The following is a 16,425-nucleotide window of genomic DNA, read 5'->3' on the forward strand; positions in this document are numbered from 1 at the left end:
ACCATGAGCATGAACAGCTTCGGCCGCCTTTTCCGCTTCACCACCTGGGGTGAAAGCCACGGACCCGCCATCGGCGCCGTCGTCGACGGGTGCCCGCCCGGCCTCGCCATCGACGAAGGCGTGATCCAGCCGTTCCTCGACGCGCGCCGTCCCGGCCAGTCGAAGTTCACCACCCAGCGGCAGGAACCGGATCAGGTCCGCATCCTGTCAGGCGTGTTCGAAGGCCCCGACGGCTTACAACGCACCACCGGCACCCCGATCAGCCTGATGATCGAGAATGTCGACCAGCGTTCGAAGGACTATTCCGAGGTCGCGGTGGCCTATCGCCCCGGCCATGCCGACTATGCCTATGACGCCAAGTACGGTTTCCGCGATTATCGCGGAGGCGGACGCTCTTCCGCGCGTGAAACCGCCAGCCGCGTGGCTGCGGGTGCGGTGGCGCGGCTGGTGATCCCCGAAGTGAAGATCCTGGCCTACGTCTCCGAGATCGGCGGCGACATGATCGATCCGGGCAAGTTCGACGAAGCAGAGATCGGCAACAACCCCTTCTTCTGCCCCGATGCCGCCGCCGCCGCGCGCTGGGAAAAGATCGTCGACGATGCGCGCAAGAGCGGTTCGTCGGTCGGCGCGGTGGTGGAATGCTATGCCAGCGGCGTGCCCGCAGGCTGGGGCGCCCCGCTCTACGCCAAGCTCGACGCAGACCTTGCCGCGGCAATGATGGGCATCAACGCGGTCAAGGGCGTGGAGATCGGCGACGGGTTCGCCGCCGCGCGCCTTTCAGGCGAACAGAACGCCGACCCGATGCGCCCCAATGCCGAAGGGCCGGACGGTGCACCGGAGTTTCTGGCAAACCATGCAGGCGGCATCGCCGGGGGCATCTCCACCGGCCAGCCGGTGACCTGTCGCGTAGCGTTCAAACCGACCAGTTCGATCCTGACCCCCCAGCAGACCATCACCCGCGACGGCGAAGCGGCCGAAATGTTCACCAAGGGACGCCACGATCCCTGCGTGGGCATTCGCGGCGTGCCGGTGGTCGAAGCGATGATGGCTCTGGTGCTCGCCGACCACAAGCTGCTCCATCGCGGGCAATGCGGTTGATTGGGCGGTTGATCGGGCGGCTGATTCGACGGATGACGCACGGGTGACCCGCATCCTGATCGACGCTGACGCCTGCCCGGTAAAGGAGGAGATCTACAAGGTCGCCTTGCGCCACAAGGTATCGGTCACCGTCGTCAGCAACAGTCCGATTCGCGTCCCGCAAAGCGCGCTGATCTCTCGCAAGCTGGTGAGCGACGCATTCGACGCGGCGGATGACTGGATCGTCGAGAATACCGATGCATCGACGGTGGTGATCACCGCTGATATCCTTCTGGCCGACCGCTGCCTGAAACTGGGCGCCAGCGTCGTCGCGCCCAACGGCAAGCCTTTCACCACCAGCTCGATCGGCGGCGCCATCGCGACGCGCGCGATCATGGCGGACCTGCGCGCAAACGGCGATGTAGTGGGCGGACCGCCACCGTTCTCGAAGCAGGACCGCTCGCGATTCCTGTCATCGCTGGATGAAATGCTGGTAAAGCTGGCGCGACGGGGCTGAAGGCCGGCTTATCGACGGGCGCGACGGTCCGATTTCTTGAGGTAGGCGAACACGCTCACCACCCCGGCGCCAACGACTGCGCCGACGAATGCCCCCGGATTTCCGGTGGCAACGCTGGCCGCAATCGCCAGCACGAAAACCACGGCAAGCAGGACGATCAATTTCGAACTCATCGGCAATTCTCCGGTCATGACGTTTAAGTCGATAAAATGGAGCGTAAGTCCCCAAGCAGCACTTTACCGGCATTCTTCGCCTTGCCGTGGCTGAGCCGGGACAAGCCGTTCCTAATGGCATCTCATCGACATAGCCGCACAATCCATCCTCGATTGATCGATCCATCCGATGAGCCCAATCGGATGAAGGCGCTACAAATCGTCACACGCCCGGCCTATCTCCGTCTCGTCAGTTTCAACCACCCAACTGAGGGAGCTACATCCATGGGTATCGTCGGCAGCACCATCAAGCCGTTCACCAACACCGCCTTCCAGGCCGGCAAGGACTTCTTCGACGTCACCGAAAAGGACATCGCAGGCAAGTGGGCCGTGTTCTTCTTCTACCCGGCGGACTTCACGTTCGTGTGCCCGACCGAGCTGGAAGACCTTGGCGAACAGTACGAGACCCTGCAGGGCCTCGGCGTCGAAGTGTTCGGCGTTTCGACCGACACGCACTTCAGCCACAAGGCATGGCACGACACTTCGGACAAGATCGGCAAGATCAAGTACGCTTTCCTGGGTGACCAGAACCACGCCCTGACCAACAACTTTGGCGTTCTGCGCGAAGGCGTGGGCCTTGCTGACCGCGCCACCTTCGTGGTCGATCCCGACGGCGTGATCCAGCTGGTCGAAATCACCCCCGAAGGCGTGGGCCGCAACGCGGTCGAACTCGTCCGCAAGATCAAGGCTGCCAAGTACTGGCGCGAGCACCCCGGCCAGGTCTGCCCGGCCAAGTGGGAAGAAGGCAGCGAAACCCTCGCTCCCTCGCTCGACCTCGTCGGCAAGCTCTAAGACCCGCGCGACACCTTAGGGTCGCGTACTGACGGTGTGCGGCCCTGGGGTTCCCTCCCCCGGAGCCGCGCCCTGCGCCCTCCTTACGGAACCGGACCTCGGGCCGCCCCGTTCACAACGAAATCCAAAAGGACCAATGACATGCTTGACGCCAACCTGAAGCAACAGCTCTCGCAATACCTCGGCATGCTGCGCGAGCCGATCGAGCTTGTCGCCTCCCTTGGCGATGGGCAGAAGTCTGCCGAGACCCGCGAACTGCTTGAAACCATCGCGTCGCTCTCGGACAAGGTCACCGCCACTTTCGACGGCGACGATGCGCGCCGCCCCAGCTTCATCATCCGCCGCGCCAGCGACGCCAGCGCATGGGTGCGCTTCGCAGGACTGCCGCTCGGCCATGAATTCACCTCGCTGGTGCTCGCCCTCCTGTGGACCGGCGGCCACCCGCCCAAGGTCTCGGACGAGGTGCTTGAGCAGGCGAAGGCCCTCGAAGGCTCGCTACAGTTCGAGATGTACTTCTCGCTCTCGTGCCACAACTGCCCTGACGTTGTGCAGGCTCTGACCCTTATCGCCCTCAACAATCCGCATGTCGACGTGACCCTGATCGAAGGCGGCACGTTCCAGGCAGAGGTCGAAGAGCGCGGCGTGATGGCCGTGCCGGCCGTCTTCCTGAACGGCCAGATGTGGGGTTCGGGCAAGATGAGCATCGAGGAAATCCTCGGCAAGCTCGATAGCGGCGCGGATGCCAAGGCCGCCGCGAAGCTGGCCGAGAAGAAGCCCTTCGAAGTGCTCGTCGTCGGTGGTGGTCCCGCCGGTGCCGCCGCGTCGGTCTACACCGCGCGCAAGGGTTTCAGCACCGGCATCGCGGCGGAGCGTTTCGGTGGTCAGGTGCAGGACACCATGGGCATCGAGAACTTCATCTCCGTCCCCTACACCGAAGGGCCGAAGCTTGCCGCCGCTCTTGAGGCGCATGTGGCCGAGTACGACATCGACGTGATGAACCTGCAGCGCGCGGAAAAGCTGATCCCGGCCAGCGAAGTGGGCGGGTATCACGAAGTCGTGTTCGCCAACGGCGCCTCGCTGAAAGCCCGCTCGGTGGTGCTGACCACCGGCGCGCGCTGGCGGAACCTGGGCGTTCCCGGTGAGGCCGAGTACAAGAACAAGGGCGTGGCCTACTGCCCGCACTGCGACGGCCCGCTGTTCAAGGGCAAGCGCGTGGCGGTGATCGGCGGCGGCAACTCGGGCGTCGAAGCGGCGATCGACCTTGCCAACATCGTCGGCCATGTGACGCTGATCGAATTCGACGCCAAGCTGCGCGCCGACCAGGTGCTGGTCGACAAGCTCAAGTCGATGAAGAACGTGGACATCTTCACCAGCGCCCAGACCACCGAGGTCGAAGGCGACGGCGAAAAGGTCAACGCGCTGGTCTACAAGGACCGCAATTCGGGCGAAGAGCACAAGATCGAGCTGGAAGGCGTATTCGTCCAGATCGGACTGGTGCCCAACACCGAATGGCTCAAGGACAGCGGCGTCGAACTGTCAGGTCGTGGCGAGATCGTGATCGATGATAAGGCCGCCACCAATGTCCCCGGCATCTTCGCGGCGGGTGATGCCACCACGGTGCCGTACAAGCAGATCATCATCGCCATGGGCGAAGGATCGAAGGCCGCCCTTTCGGCATTCGACTACCTGATCCGCAACGAAGCACCGGCAGAGATCGCCCAGGCTGCGCAGGCCGCCTGAACGACGCCACGACTATAACGAGAGGCGGGCGGGAATCGCGAGATTCCCGCCCGTTTTTCGTTGGCGGATGGAATAGGGGCGAAGGCTCAGACCCCGTCGATATGCCGCTTCAGCCCCGACTGCCACATCGCGATGCGGCCCGCGCGCACTGGCTCATCCATATCGGGGACGAAGCGCTGCAAGGCGCTACCCATGGCCATCGCATCTTCCAGCGAGGCGTGCAGCCCTACGCCGACCCCTGCAAGCATCGCCGCGCCCAGAGCCGTCGTCTCGGTATCCGCAGGGCGTTCGACCGGCAGCCCCAGCACATTGGCCAAATCCTGCGCCATCCAGTCATTGGCGCTCATTCCGCCGTCGATCCGCAGGCTTTTCCATGCTGCACCGTCGGCCGCGAAGGCCGCTTGCAGATCGTGGCACTGGTGCGCCATCGATTCCATCGCAGCGCGCACGATATGCGCCCTGCTGGTGCCCTGCGTGAGCCCGGTGACGACGCCCTTGGCATCCGGCTGCCAGTACGGCGCGCCCAGCCCCGCAAGCGCAGGCAGGAACAGTACCCCGCCGTTATCCGCCACCGCCCGCGCGAGCGTCTCACTTTCCGCCGCGTTGCGGATCACGCCAAGTTCATCGCGCAGCCACTTGATCAGGCTGCCCGCAACGAAGATCGAACCCTCCAGCGCGTAAGTTCGCCGCCCGTCCTGCTGACACAGCACAGTGCCAAGCAGGCGGTGCGAAGAGCGGGGCAGCACTTGCCCCATATTGGTGAGGATGAAAGCACCGGTGCCGAAAGTCGCCTTGGTCTGCCCGGTCTGAAGGCAATGCTGGCCGATGGTCGCCGCCTGCTGATCGCCCGCGAGCCCGCTGATCGGGATCGCCGCGCCAAGTAGCTGCGGATCGCAGGTTCCCACCGTCCCGGCCGTATCGACAATCCGCCCCAAAGCCCCGCGCGGCACTCCGAACAGGCCGAGCAGGTCGTCGTCCCAATCCGCCCCATCCAGCGCCATCAGCTGCGTGCGGCTGGCATTGCTGGCGTCCGTTACGTGTAGCCCACCGGTCAACTTCCAGACCAGCCAGCTTTCCACGGTGCCCAGCGCCAGGCGCCCGGCGTTTTGGGCACCCAGCTCGCGCGCGGCAGGCACATTGTCGAGCACCCAGCGCATCTTGGTGCCGGAGAAGTAGGGATCGACCACAAGGCCGGTCCGTTCCTGCAGCATCGCCTCATGCCCGGCATCACGCAAACGACCGCACATCTCTGCGGTGCGACGATCCTGCCAGACGATGGCGCGGGTTATCGGCTCGCCTGTCTCGCGGTCCCACGCCACCACCGTCTCGCGCTGGTTCGTGATGCCAAGCGCGGCGATGCGGTCGGCGCCGCCGACCTTGCCGATCACTTCGCGCGCGCAGGCTAGTGTCTTGTCCCATATCTCGACGGCATCATGCTCGACGCGGCCGGGTGCGGGATAATACTGCGTCAGCTCCTTCTGCGCGACATGCAGGACTGCGCCGTCCGCACCATAGACGATCGCGCGGGTCGAGGTGGTCCCTTCGTCAAGGACCAGAATGTGTTCGCCGTTCACTTGCTCACTCACCCATGTATGTCTTGAGGCGCTGGACTTGCGCGCCATCCAGCCGCAGGCCCAGCTTGGTGCGCCGCCACAGCACATCGTCTGACGTGCGTGCCCATTCGTTTGCCTTAAGGTAATCGACTTCCGCACCGGTCAGGCCATGGCCGAAGTCCTCGCCCGGATCGGCTGTCAGCCAGACCCGTGCCTTCGTACCGTAAGCCCGCGCCACCCGGTCCACGCTCGCCGCATCAAGCCGCGGGTATTCGCGCGCAAGATCGGCCTTCAGCCCCTCGATAGCGCCCATCGCGAAATCGCCGCCGGGAAGCGACGCGCTGGCGGTCCAGTCCTCGCCGCCCAGCGCGGGCACATAAGACTGCAGCTTCTCCACCGCATCCTTGGCGAGATGGCGATAAGTCGTAATCTTGCCGCCGAAGACCGAGAGGAACGGCGCTTCGCCCTTCGCATCGCAGTCGACGTCGAAGTCATAGCCACGCGTTGCCGCCTCGGGCTTGCCGGAACCGTCGTCGACCAGCGGGCGCACGCCGGAATAGGTCCACACTACGTCGGCGGGGGTGATCGCCCTTTCGAAGTAGGCATTGGCCGCATCGCAAAGATAGGCGATTTCCTCGTCGCTCGCCTTCACTTCGTTCAGTGGCCCCTTGTGATCGCGGTCGGTCGTGCCGATCAGCGTGAAGTCATGCTGATAGGGGATCGCGAAGAAGATGCGGCCGTCCGAGATCTGGAAGAAGTACGCGTAAGGGTGATCGAACAGGCGCGGCACGACTATATGGGAACCGCGTACCAGCCGCATGGCGCGTTTCGTGTGCTCCCCTGCGCGGCCGACAAGGTCGAGCACGGAGGGCCCTGCTGCATTCACCACTGCCTTTGCACGGAAGGTGCCGCCAGACGTTTGGATGGTCCAGACGCCCCCTTCCCGTTCCAGCTTCTCGACACGAGTGCGCGTCAGGATCGTGGCCCCGCGATCCGCCGCATCGCGGGCGTTGAGCACCACCAGCCGCGCATCGTCCACCCAGCCGTCGGAATAGACGAAGGCCCTGCCGAAACCGGACTTGAGCGGCCGGCCCGCAGGATGCTTGCGCAGGTCGATGCTCTCTGTCGCAGGCAGCGCCTTGCGGCCGCCGATATGGTCGTAGAGGAACAGGCCAAGGCGCAGCAGCCAGCGCGGGCGCAGACCCTTCACATGCGGCAGCACGAAACGCATCGGATGGATGATGTGCGGAGCGATCTTCCACAGCCGCTCCCGCTCGGTCAGCGCTTCTCGCACCAGCGCGAATTCGTAGTGCTCCAGATAGCGTAGCCCGCCGTGGATCAGCTTGGTGGATGCAGACGATGTGCCGCCCGCAAGATCGCCCTGCTCCAGCACCAGCACTTTCGCACCGCGCCCGGCAGCATCGCGCGCGATGCCGCAGCCGTTCACGCCGCCGCCGATTATGGCGATATCGTAGGTGTCACTCATCACGAAGGTACTCACAAGATCATCATGCTGAAGGCCAGCGCGACCACCAGCGAAGCAAGGGTTGCCGCAACCACCGGCATCGCCGCCTTCCACCCCATCTGCATGACCAGATCAAGGCGCGAGCGCATCGCGGTGGCCGTCACTGCCAGCAACAGCAGCGACTTCGACAGCGTCAGGTTCAGATGAACCACAAAGGCCGGGATGGTCACCAGCGAGTTGAGAACGACCACGGCCAGAAACAGGGTAATGAACCAGGGCATCGCAAGTTTCCGGATCCAGTGCCGCTGGCCTGCGTCCTCGTCGGTGTAGATCAGCGAGACGACCGCCACGATCGGCGCCAGCAGCGCCACCCGGCTCAGCTTGACGATCGTGGCGTAGCTGCCTGCGATGTCGGAATAGGCATAGCCGCCGCCGATGGCCTGCGCGACATCGTGGATCGAGGCGCCGATCAGGAACCCGGCCTGTCGGTCGTCCAGATGCATCAGCCCGGCCAGCGGTGGATAGAACGACATGGCCAGCGCGCTCGCCATCGAGATCACCACCAGCGTCAACGCGAACTGCGCCTGGCTGATACGCTTCGCGCCCAGCACGCCGAACAGCGCCAGCGCGGCCGACGCGCCGCAAATCGCGGTGGCGCCGCCAGCAAGGATGCCGATTGCGGTAGATGCCCCCGTCATCCGCGCCACCAGCAGTGCGGCGCCCATCGCGGCAGCCATGACCATCAGCAGAGCCAGGAAAGGCACCGGCCCAAGCGCAACGATCTGGGCCAGCGTTACCTGTGTGCCCAACACCACGATGCCCCAGCGCAGGCAGGCCTTGGACGCAAAGTCGAGCCCCGGATGCGTGCGCTTCTCGCTCGTCACGAAGTTGAGCGCCAGGCCGATCAGCAGCCCCATCAGGATGATCGGGGCGCCATAATGCTCGGAAAGCCAGGCGGCCGCTATGCTGGCAATGCCGCAGATGGCAAGACCCGGCCAAAGCGTCTTCCATATCTCGATACGGCTCGGTTTCGCGACGGAGCCGTCAAGCTGGGCAAGGAACATCTCGCCATAAAGGTCGCCTGCGTGATCTGCGCTCACTCTTCCCCGTCCTTTCGCCGCATCCTTCTTTCAATGAAGATGCTTGCCGTATGTCCTACGTTGTCATACGGTCTGTATGTCCATGCCCGCGATGGAGCAAGAGCTTTACGCAAGGGGTCAGACTAATTGCCGCCGACGCAACGGCGGGATAGGGGAGAGCGAGAATGACTATCCACGAACAGACGGCCGTGCCCACGGCGGCGGCCACTCCCCCCGCTGCGGCATACGATCGCGCAGCTATTCGCGCGCAGAACGTGTTGATCGCACTGATCTTTTTTGCGACGGCGCTGAACTATGTCGACCGGCAGGTGCTGGCCCTGCTCAAGCCCATGCTGGAAGCGCAGTTCCAGTGGAACGATCAGCAGTTCGCGCATCTGGGTTCGATCTTCCAGCTGGCCGCGGCGGCCTCGCTGCTGGGCGTGGGCTGGTTCGTCGACCGTTTCGGGGTACGCTTCGCCTATGGCCTTGCCGTGGCGGTATGGAGCCTGGCCGGGATGGCCCATGCACTGGCCTCCAGCGTGCAGCAATTTGTGATCGCCCGCGCCGTTCTGGCGACTGCCGAATCGGTCAACACCCCGGCAGCGATGAAGACCGCAGCGATCTACCTTCCGGCAGCGCGCCGCTCGGTCGGCATCGGCATCATCAACACCGCTCCCAACATCGGCGCGATCCTGACGCCTCTGATCATTCCCCCGTTCGCCATGGCGTTCGGCTGGAAGGCCGCATTCGTCGTCACGGGCGGGCTCGGCCTCGTGTGGCTTGTGGCCTGGCGCCTGTGCACGGCAAAGCTGACCCCGGTGGCGGGAGCCACCTCGGCCAGCGCGGAAAAGGGCGGAAAGGTCGAATGGGGGGCGATCCTGTCCGACCGGCGTAGCTGGACGGTGATCGGCGCCAAGGCCTTTACCGACCTCGTCTGGTGGTTCGTACTGTTCTGGACCCCTGACTTCTTCGCGCGCCAGTTCAACTTGAGCCAGGGCCAGCTGGGCTGGCCGATCGCCGTGATCTTCGTGCTGGCGGCGCTCGGCGCGGTAAGCGCGGGCGCGCTCTATCCCACCCTGCTGCTGCGCGGAGTTTCGATGAACCGCGCGCGCAAGGGCACGATGCTGGCCTATGCACTTGTCGTGCTGGTCATGCCGCTGGCGCTCGTCGCCAGCAATCCATGGATCGCGGCTGTCTGCATCGGCCTTGGCCTGTTCGCGCATCAGGGCTTTTCGACAAGCATCTTCGGCATGGCGACCGAGATCATCCCGGCCCGCCGCATGGCAACCGTGATCGCGCTGGGTGCCGTGGCTGGCAATCTGACCGGCACCGGCATCATTGAGTTCGCGGGATGGTCGTTGAGTTCGGGCCTTGGCTATGCCCCGCTCTTCGTGATCTGCGGCTCGGCCTATCTCGTCGCCACGGCCTTCATCCACCTGATGCAGCCCAGGATCGTGGAAGCAGTATAAACCCTTATTGAGTATAGAAAAATTATCGAAAATGCGTCCGCATCCCATGATCGTGGGATGCGGCGGCTCCCCCTGACCGCCAGATGCGCGACCGAAAACATAACGGGTCGCATCAGGCCACCAATTTCCAACAGGGGGAAATTATGAAGTACGTTATCTCAGCAACTATTATTGCAGCCGCCGCTTTCAGCACACCGGCCTCGGCAGAGGAAACATCGGGCTTTTCGGTGTCGCTGCGCACCGGCATATCCGACCTCAACAACCCGGACTTCACCGTCACCGATCCCGAATCCGGCGATGAGTTGCAGACCCGCCTTGAAACCAAGTCCGCATGGCTGATCGCGGGCGAAATCGGCTACGACTTCGGACCGGTCCGCTTCGGCGTAGACTTGTCCTATTCGCGCAACAAGGTTCGCGGCCTTGACCTGCGCAGCGTGAACGGCACGGCAATCACGGCTGACGATGTCGAGGATATCGTCGACACCCTGATCGATGCCGAAATCCTCTATCCTGAGGATTTTGAAGGCGCCGAGATCGATGGCACCACCATCCGCTCCACCAGCGGCTCCATCGCCAAGTTGCGCCAGATCGGCGTCATGGCGAACCTTACCTACGACATCCCCGTCAGCGACACGATCCGCCCTTACGTCGGCGTCGGTCTGGGTGCTGTGGGGACGCATGTGAAGGCGCTTGGCGAAGATGACGGGTCGATCCGCTTCGCCTGGCAGGCGCGCGCCGGCGTTGCTTTCCAGCTTTCGCCCGCAGTGGCCCTTACCGCGGACTACACCTACCGGCAGGCCAGTGCAGGCAGGCTTCAGTTCGGTGACGGCGAAGTCGAGTATCGCCTCGGCAAGACCAAGGCATCGCAGATTGCCGCCGGCGTGCGCTTCACGTTCTAAGCTCCTGACATGACGAAGCCCCAGCGGACCGAAATCCGCCGGGGCTTTTTTCATGCGTGCAGGTGTAAGGCTTGCCCTACCCCTGCCACAGCATCCTTACTGAAACTTCGCCCGCAGGTTCAGACCGGCATAACGATCCGCATCGCGCGGAATCATCAGGCGCTGGCCCGCACTGGTGTTGAGCAGCACGTAGCTGTCGTCCAGAATATTGCGCACCATGAAGGTCAGGCGATACTTGTCGTCCGCATCAGACACGCCGACGCTGGCGTTCCAGATACCATAAGCATCGATCGGGCCGCTCTCGCCAAGATCGGAGAACTGCTTCGACACGTGGTGCCAGTCGCTCGACAGGTAAAGCTTCACCGGGCCGACGGGCACATCATAGTCCGCGCCGATGGTGTAGCTGAACTTGGGCGCCAGCGGCAGGCGGGTGCCATCGCGGGCATCGGGCGCATTGGTCAGCGGGTTGGGGTTGAAACGGCGCACCCTTGCATCGGCATAGGCGGCATTGGCGCGGAACGTCAGCCCTTCGGTCGGCGCAACGGTAAGGTCAGCCTCGAAGCCCTTGGAGCGAACGGTGCCTGCATTGGTCAGGTTCGTCACCACCGCGCCATTCAGCAGCACGAAGTTGTTGGCCTGGAAGCCCTTGTAGTCGACCAGGAATGCTGCAGCATTCAGCTGCACCATGCGATCGAGGAACTGGCTCTTGAAACCGACTTCAAAGCTGTCCGACTTTTCCGGATCGATGGGAGAAGAGTTCGTCGGCGCAACGTGGTTGAAGAACACGTTGAACGCCGGCCCCTTGTAGCCACGAGTGTAGCTGCCATAGACCATCACGTCGTCCATGACGTCGTACTGCAGCACGGCCTTGCCGGAGAAGTTGTCGGCACTGGTGCTTCCGCGCGAGGTGTTGGTGCCGTTGCCGCCGGTGGCGATGGTGCCGCCCGCGCCGACGCCCGAAAGCCCCGCGCCGGTGGCCGGAAGACCGGTCGTGGCGTTGACCGCAGGGGCGCGGGTGTGGGTGTAGCTAACGTCGTCATGCGTGAAACGGCCGCCCAGCGTCAGGCGCAGGCTTTGCGTGAACTCGTAAGTCGCCTGCCCGAACAGCGCCCAGTTGCGGAACGAGACGTCGCTGCGCGAAGTCGCGGTGGGGAACAGCGTGTTGACGGTGTCCGAGAGGTTGCACGGCTGCGCCCCCGTCACCGGATCGACCGGCGAAGTGGAGGTGGCGCACGTCACGTCGCTGCGGGTGAAGTCCTGCGTGTTCTTGGAATACCACAGAAAACCGCCGACCTGATACGTCAGGGGCTGGTTCTGCGGCGAAGCAAGGCGCACTTCGGCGGAAACCTGATCGGTCTCGACGGTGCCGCGATCATGCAGCTGCGCGACGCTGACCGGGGCACTGCCAGAAGGATCGATGATCGCACGCGGCAGGAAGTCGCCGTCGCGGATCTCGGTGTTCTTCCAGTTGCGATACCCGGTGACGATCGAGAACGTATGGTCAGCGAAAGTGTCGATGTCCGCGCTCATGGTGAAGCTGTACTGGCGGTCCAGCGAGCGGGTGATGAGGTTCTGGTTGACCTTGCGGGTATCTTCGCCCTGCGGCGTGATGCCCAGTTCCGCGTCGATCACCGAGCCGCGTGACACGCCGGTCACTTCGGCGCAGCAATCGTCGTCCGCCTTGAAGTAGTCCGCGATCAGGCGCAGGCGGCTGCCGCCGCCGTCATAGTCGATGACGCCGCGCGCGCCGTAATGTTCGTATCCGTTGACGGTCTTGTCATAGTAAGTGTTCTTGATGTTGCCATCGAAGGTTCCGTAGAAACCGGTAAGACGGCCGGTCAGGTTCTCCGCAATCGGGCCGGACAACGTCATCTTGGCGCGGTATTCGTCGTCAGTGGTGCCGGAGACGTTGGCTTCTGCCTCGAAATGGTCGGTGCCGCCTTTCGACACGATGTTGACGAGGCCCGCCGAAGCGTTCTTGCCGAACAGTGTCCCCTGCGGTCCGCGCAGCACCTCAAGCCGTTCGAAATCGACGAGGTCCAGGAACGACTGACCCGACCGGCTCAGGACGATACCGTCGACAACGGTGGACACACTCGGTTCTGCCGCGATCGAGAAGCTGATGGTTCCAACGCCGCGCATCACGATGGCGCTGTTGGCATTGGTGGTGCCCTTGCGGAACGTCACCGAAGGCACGATCGAGGTGATATCTTCCAGGCTCTTGGCGCCAGCGCGGGCCATGGCCTCTCCGGTAACCGCGCTGATCGCGATCGGCACATCCTGGACGTTCTGCTGGACCTTCTGCGCGGTCACGATGATCTCATCGACCTGCGCGCTGGCAGGCGTCGCGGCGATGAGCGCAGCCGCCGATGCCGACAGCACCAGTGCGCTGCGAACAAACGCGCCTTTGCCACGCGCGGCCGTACCTTGTGCGGAAATCATATGTCTCCCCTCCTGATTATACGGAGCCTGAGTGTTTGAGCCTCAGGTCGTCCTGTCGGTTGCGACCCTCTTGATTGGCTCCATCATTTCTGTCAAGCGTTGTCACATCAGGACAGCGCGGCGGCCACGCCAGTGCTGCATAAGAAGCACACCATGGGAGCCGGGCCTTGCCGTTGACCTTCACCATTCGGGAAGATGGATTTGCCTGCGTGCTCGCAGGGCGGGAAGTGCTGCGCAGCGCGCCGTACGCCCCCGCTTTCGCGATCGCACGCGGCGCGCCGAGCGTGGAGATGGTGCGCGGCAACTTCGCCATTAGCGACGCCCCTACAGACCGCGTAGAGCTGGGTTTCGCACGCCCCGAAGGCGAAGATCTGCTGCTTAGCGCCAGCGACGGCAGCGAACCGATGCTGCGCCTTTCGTTGCAGCATGATGCCCTGACGGTCACCACCCTTACGCCCGGCTTCGACCGCGTCTGGGTCGATCTGGCAGCCAATGCTGACGAGCATATCTGGGGTGGTGGGGAGCAGATGAGCTACCTCAACCTGTCCGGCCGTCGCTTCCCGATCTGGACCAGCGAGCCCGGCGTCGGCCGTGACAAGTCTACCGAACTGACCCGTCTGATGGACCAGAACGGCATGGCAGGCGGCGACTACTGGTGGACCAACTACCCGCAGCCTACTTTCCTCACATCCACGCTATGGGCCTGCCATCTCGGCTCCAGCGCCTATTCGGTGCTCGATTTCACAGATGCCGCCCGCCACCGGATCGAGGTGTGGGAAGGCGCATTCACGCTGGAGTTTTTCTCCGCCGACGATCTTCCCACACTGGTCGGCGCGCTTTCCAGCCGCTTCGGCCGCCAGCCCGCGCTGCCCGACTGGGCGATCGGCGGAGCCATCGTCGGCCTGAAGGAAGGCGAAGCCAGCTTCGCGCGCCTTGAAAAGATCATCGAGGCGGGCGCGCAAGTGTCCGGCCTGTGGTGTGAGGACTGGATCGGTATCCGCCAGACCAGCTTCGGCCGTCGCCTCTTCTGGGACTGGTCCTGGAATGAGCCCCGCTACCCCGACCTGCCCGCACGCATCGCCGCGCTGGCCGAAAAGGGCATACGCTTCCTTGGCTATGTAAACCCCTATCTCGCCAATGACGGCAAGCAGTATGCCGAGGCGGAAGCGCTGGGCTATCTTGCGCTGCAGCAGGATTCGGACGCGGTCTACCTTGTCGACTTCGGCGAGTTCGACTGCGGCGTCGTGGACTTCACCAATCCCGCCGCGATGGACTGGTTTGCAGAGCGGGTCATCGGCAAAGAAATGCTGGACTTCGGGCTTTCCGGCTGGATGGCGGACTTCGGCGAATACCTGCCCGTCGATCTGCGCCTCCACGACGGCAGCGACCCGATGCTGATGCACAACCGCTGGCCGGTCCTCTGGGCCGAAGCGAACGCACGCGCCGTCGCATCGCGCGGCAAGACAGGCGAGGCGGTGTTCTTCATGCGCGCCGGCTTCTCGGGCGTACAGGCCCACTGCCCGCTGCTGTGGGCGGGCGACCAGTCGGTGGACTTCACGAGGCATGACGGGATCAACACCGTCATCACCGCCGCGCTTTCGGCGGGGCTGGTCGGCAATGCCTATTCGCACAGCGACGTGGGCGGGTACACCAGCCTTCACGGCAACGTGCGCACTGCGGACCTCATCATGCGCTGGTGCGAACTGGGCGCGTTCTCGCCCGTGATGCGCAGCCATGAAGGCAACCGCCCGGACGATAACCTGCAGATTGATTCCAGCCCGGAACTGCTCAACGCATTCGCTTCAATGTCGCGCGTTCACAAGGCGCTCGCGCCCTATGTGCGCCACCTCAGTGATGAAGCCGTCGTAACCGGCCTGCCGGTACAGCGCCCGCTGTTCCTGCACTACTTCGATCCTGCGCTGTTCTGCGTACAGGACCAGTATCTCTGCGGCGCTGACATGCTGGTGGCCCCAATCGTCGAGGCCGATGCAACGCAGCGCGAGGTGATCCTGCCCGGCGATACGCCATGGCGCCACCTCTGGACCGGCGAGGACTTCGCCCCCGGCACTCACACAATAGCCGCGCCTTATGGCGAGCCACCCGTTTTCTTCTTGCCCGACAGCAAGTTCGCCCCTCTCTTCGCGACGATAAGGGAGAGCAAATGAGCGAACGGTCCAATATCAAGGACGTCTCCGCACTCGCGGGCGTGTCCATCAAGACGGTCAGCCGTGTACTGAACGGCCATCGCTATGTCAGCGCCGACACCAAGGAACGCGTCGAGAAGGCGATGCAGGAACTCGGCTTCCGGCCAAGCGTCGCCGCGCGCATTCTGGCGGGCACCAAGTCCGGCCAGATCGCGCTGATCTACGATAACCACAGCCCCTATTACATGAACCAGATCCAGATGGGCTGCTGGGAAGCCTGCCAGCAGAACGGCTCGCGCCTGCTCGCGCAGCCGGTCGACGTGGCCGATCCATTGGTGGGCGAGCAGGTGCGCGGGCTTGTCACCGAGACGCACGTGGACGGCATCGTCCTGTCCTCCCCGGTCACCGACTGCGTGCCGGTGCTCAAGGCGCTGGAGGGGATGGACATTCCCTTCGTGCGTATCTCTCCGGGCACCAACCATGCCATGACGTCATCGGTCTTCATGGACGATGCCCAGGCAGCGGACGACATGACCAGCTACCTCATCGCGCACGGCCATCGCCACATCGGCTTCGTGAAGGGGCACTCCAACCACATGGCTTCGGAGGAACGCCTGTTCGGCTATCGCCGTGCGCTCGACCGCGCCGGTCTGGCTTACGAGCCGGCGCTGGTCGCGGCGGGCGAGTTCGATTTCGACAGCGGCGTGGCCGCAGCACATCACTTTCTAAAAGGCAAGCGACGCCCCACCGCGATCTTCGCCAGCAATGACGACATGGCAGCAGGCATCCTTTCCGTGGCGCATGACATGGGCCTGGCCGTGCCGGACGACCTATCCGTGGTCGGCTTCGACGACACCATGGTCGCGCGCATGGTCTGGCCGCAGCTTACCACCATCCGCCAGCCCACGCGCGAACTGGCGTTGGCAGCCACGCAACTGCTGCTTGAGGGCGCGCAGGCCACGCACCGCCGCCTTCCTCACGATCTGATCGAGCGCGCCTCGGTCGCCCGCATCAATCCCGATCTTCTCCCCTGACA

At 63.9% G+C, this 16,425-nt stretch carries 13 protein-coding genes; 8 read left to right on the forward strand and 5 right to left on the reverse strand.

The annotated features are described in order from the left end of the window. Positions 1-3 precede the first annotated feature (3 nt). Together aroC and A8V01_RS23880 are read left to right on the forward strand one after the other, a co-directional pair. Complete coding sequence (gene aroC / locus A8V01_RS23875; protein WP_103098739.1) at positions 4-1,098, forward strand: chorismate synthase; 1,095 nt, start codon at positions 4-6, stop codon at positions 1,096-1,098. Between the two features lie 43 nt (positions 1,099-1,141). Next, positions 1,142-1,594 carry a YaiI/YqxD family protein gene (locus A8V01_RS23880; RefSeq protein ID WP_103098740.1) on the forward strand — a complete coding sequence of 151 codons (453 nt, stop codon included), beginning with the start codon at positions 1,142-1,144 and terminating at the stop codon, positions 1,592-1,594. An 8-nt stretch (positions 1,595-1,602) separates the two neighbouring features. Here the strand turns inward: A8V01_RS23880 and A8V01_RS28805 are convergent, their stop codons facing one another. Then, entirely contained in the window at positions 1,603-1,767 is a 165-nt protein-coding gene (locus tag A8V01_RS28805; protein ID WP_170066041.1) for a hypothetical protein, read from the reverse strand. Positions 1,768-2,031: 264 nt separating this feature from the next. On the opposite strand from A8V01_RS28805, the gene ahpC reads away from it, so the two are divergent. Then, positions 2,032-2,598, forward strand: a complete 567-nt coding sequence (gene ahpC / locus A8V01_RS23885; RefSeq protein ID WP_103098741.1) for an alkyl hydroperoxide reductase subunit C — start codon at positions 2,032-2,034, stop codon at positions 2,596-2,598. Between the two features lie 141 nt (positions 2,599-2,739). Then, positions 2,740-4,338, forward strand: coding sequence for an alkyl hydroperoxide reductase subunit F (gene ahpF / locus A8V01_RS23890; RefSeq protein ID WP_103098742.1), 1,599 nt, complete (start codon positions 2,740-2,742; stop codon positions 4,336-4,338). Positions 4,339-4,424: 86 nt separating this feature from the next. Here ahpF and A8V01_RS23895 read toward each other — a convergent pair whose 3' ends face one another. The 3 genes from A8V01_RS23895 to A8V01_RS23905 are packed head-to-tail and all read right to left on the reverse strand — an operon-like array spanning position 4,425 to position 8,456. Next, a complete protein-coding gene (locus tag A8V01_RS23895; protein ID WP_103098794.1) occupies positions 4,425-5,912 on the reverse strand; it encodes an FGGY family carbohydrate kinase in 1,488 nt (495 codons plus the stop codon). Between the two features lie 4 nt (positions 5,913-5,916). After that, on the reverse strand, positions 5,917-7,377 hold the full coding sequence (locus tag A8V01_RS23900; RefSeq protein WP_103098743.1) for a glycerol-3-phosphate dehydrogenase: 1,461 nt from the start codon (positions 7,375-7,377) through the stop codon (positions 5,917-5,919). An 11-nt stretch (positions 7,378-7,388) separates the two neighbouring features. Then, complete coding sequence (locus tag A8V01_RS23905) at positions 7,389-8,456, reverse strand: YeiH family protein (RefSeq protein ID WP_103098744.1); 1,068 nt, start codon at positions 8,454-8,456, stop codon at positions 7,389-7,391. A 164-nt stretch (positions 8,457-8,620) separates the two neighbouring features. Here A8V01_RS23905 and A8V01_RS23910 point away from each other — a divergent pair, with 164 nt between their 5' ends. Then, positions 8,621-9,904, forward strand: coding sequence for an MFS transporter (locus tag A8V01_RS23910; RefSeq protein WP_103098745.1), 1,284 nt, complete (start codon positions 8,621-8,623; stop codon positions 9,902-9,904). A 143-nt stretch (positions 9,905-10,047) separates the two neighbouring features. Further along, positions 10,048-10,803, forward strand: a complete 756-nt coding sequence (locus A8V01_RS23915; protein ID WP_103098746.1) for a porin family protein — start codon at positions 10,048-10,050, stop codon at positions 10,801-10,803. A gap of 96 nt (positions 10,804-10,899) precedes the next feature. On the opposite strand, the gene A8V01_RS23920 is transcribed toward A8V01_RS23915, so the two are convergent. Next, positions 10,900-13,245, reverse strand: a complete 2,346-nt coding sequence (locus A8V01_RS23920) for a TonB-dependent receptor (protein WP_103098747.1) — start codon at positions 13,243-13,245, stop codon at positions 10,900-10,902. A 167-nt stretch (positions 13,246-13,412) separates the two neighbouring features. Here A8V01_RS23920 and A8V01_RS23925 point away from each other — a divergent pair, with 167 nt between their 5' ends. Continuing rightward, positions 13,413-15,410, forward strand: a complete 1,998-nt coding sequence (locus A8V01_RS23925) for an alpha-glucosidase (protein ID WP_211295132.1) — start codon at positions 13,413-13,415, stop codon at positions 15,408-15,410. Then, positions 15,407-16,423, forward strand: coding sequence for a LacI family DNA-binding transcriptional regulator (locus A8V01_RS23930; RefSeq protein ID WP_103098749.1), 1,017 nt, complete (start codon positions 15,407-15,409; stop codon positions 16,421-16,423). Before A8V01_RS23925 ends, A8V01_RS23930 begins: the two co-directional genes overlap by 4 nt. Positions 16,424-16,425: the final 2 nt, after the last annotated feature.

It is taken from the genome of Novosphingobium guangzhouense, assembly GCF_002896965.1.
Taxonomy (GTDB): Bacteria; Pseudomonadota; Alphaproteobacteria; order Sphingomonadales; family Sphingomonadaceae; genus Novosphingobium; species Novosphingobium guangzhouense.

What these genes read in the sequence shown, in the direction of transcription:
- aroC (WP_103098739.1), top strand. Translation starts at nt 4, where the DNA reads ATGAGCATGAACAGCTTCGGCCGCCTTTTCCGCTTCACCACCTGGGGT.
- A8V01_RS28805 (WP_170066041.1), bottom strand. Translation starts at nt 1,767, where the DNA reads ATGAGTTCGAAATTGATCGTCCTGCTTGCCGTGGTTTTCGTGCTGGCG.
- ahpC (WP_103098741.1), top strand. Translation starts at nt 2,032, where the DNA reads ATGGGTATCGTCGGCAGCACCATCAAGCCGTTCACCAACACCGCCTTC.
- ahpF (WP_103098742.1), top strand. Translation starts at nt 2,740, where the DNA reads ATGCTTGACGCCAACCTGAAGCAACAGCTCTCGCAATACCTCGGCATG.
- A8V01_RS23900 (WP_103098743.1), bottom strand. Translation starts at nt 7,377, where the DNA reads ATGAGTGACACCTACGATATCGCCATAATCGGCGGCGGCGTGAACGGC.
- A8V01_RS23910 (WP_103098745.1), top strand. Translation starts at nt 8,621, where the DNA reads ATGACTATCCACGAACAGACGGCCGTGCCCACGGCGGCGGCCACTCCC.
- A8V01_RS23915 (WP_103098746.1), top strand. Translation starts at nt 10,048, where the DNA reads ATGAAGTACGTTATCTCAGCAACTATTATTGCAGCCGCCGCTTTCAGC.
- A8V01_RS23920 (WP_103098747.1), bottom strand. Translation starts at nt 13,245, where the DNA reads ATGATTTCCGCACAAGGTACGGCCGCGCGTGGCAAAGGCGCGTTTGTT.
- A8V01_RS23930 (WP_103098749.1), top strand. Translation starts at nt 15,407, where the DNA reads ATGAGCGAACGGTCCAATATCAAGGACGTCTCCGCACTCGCGGGCGTG.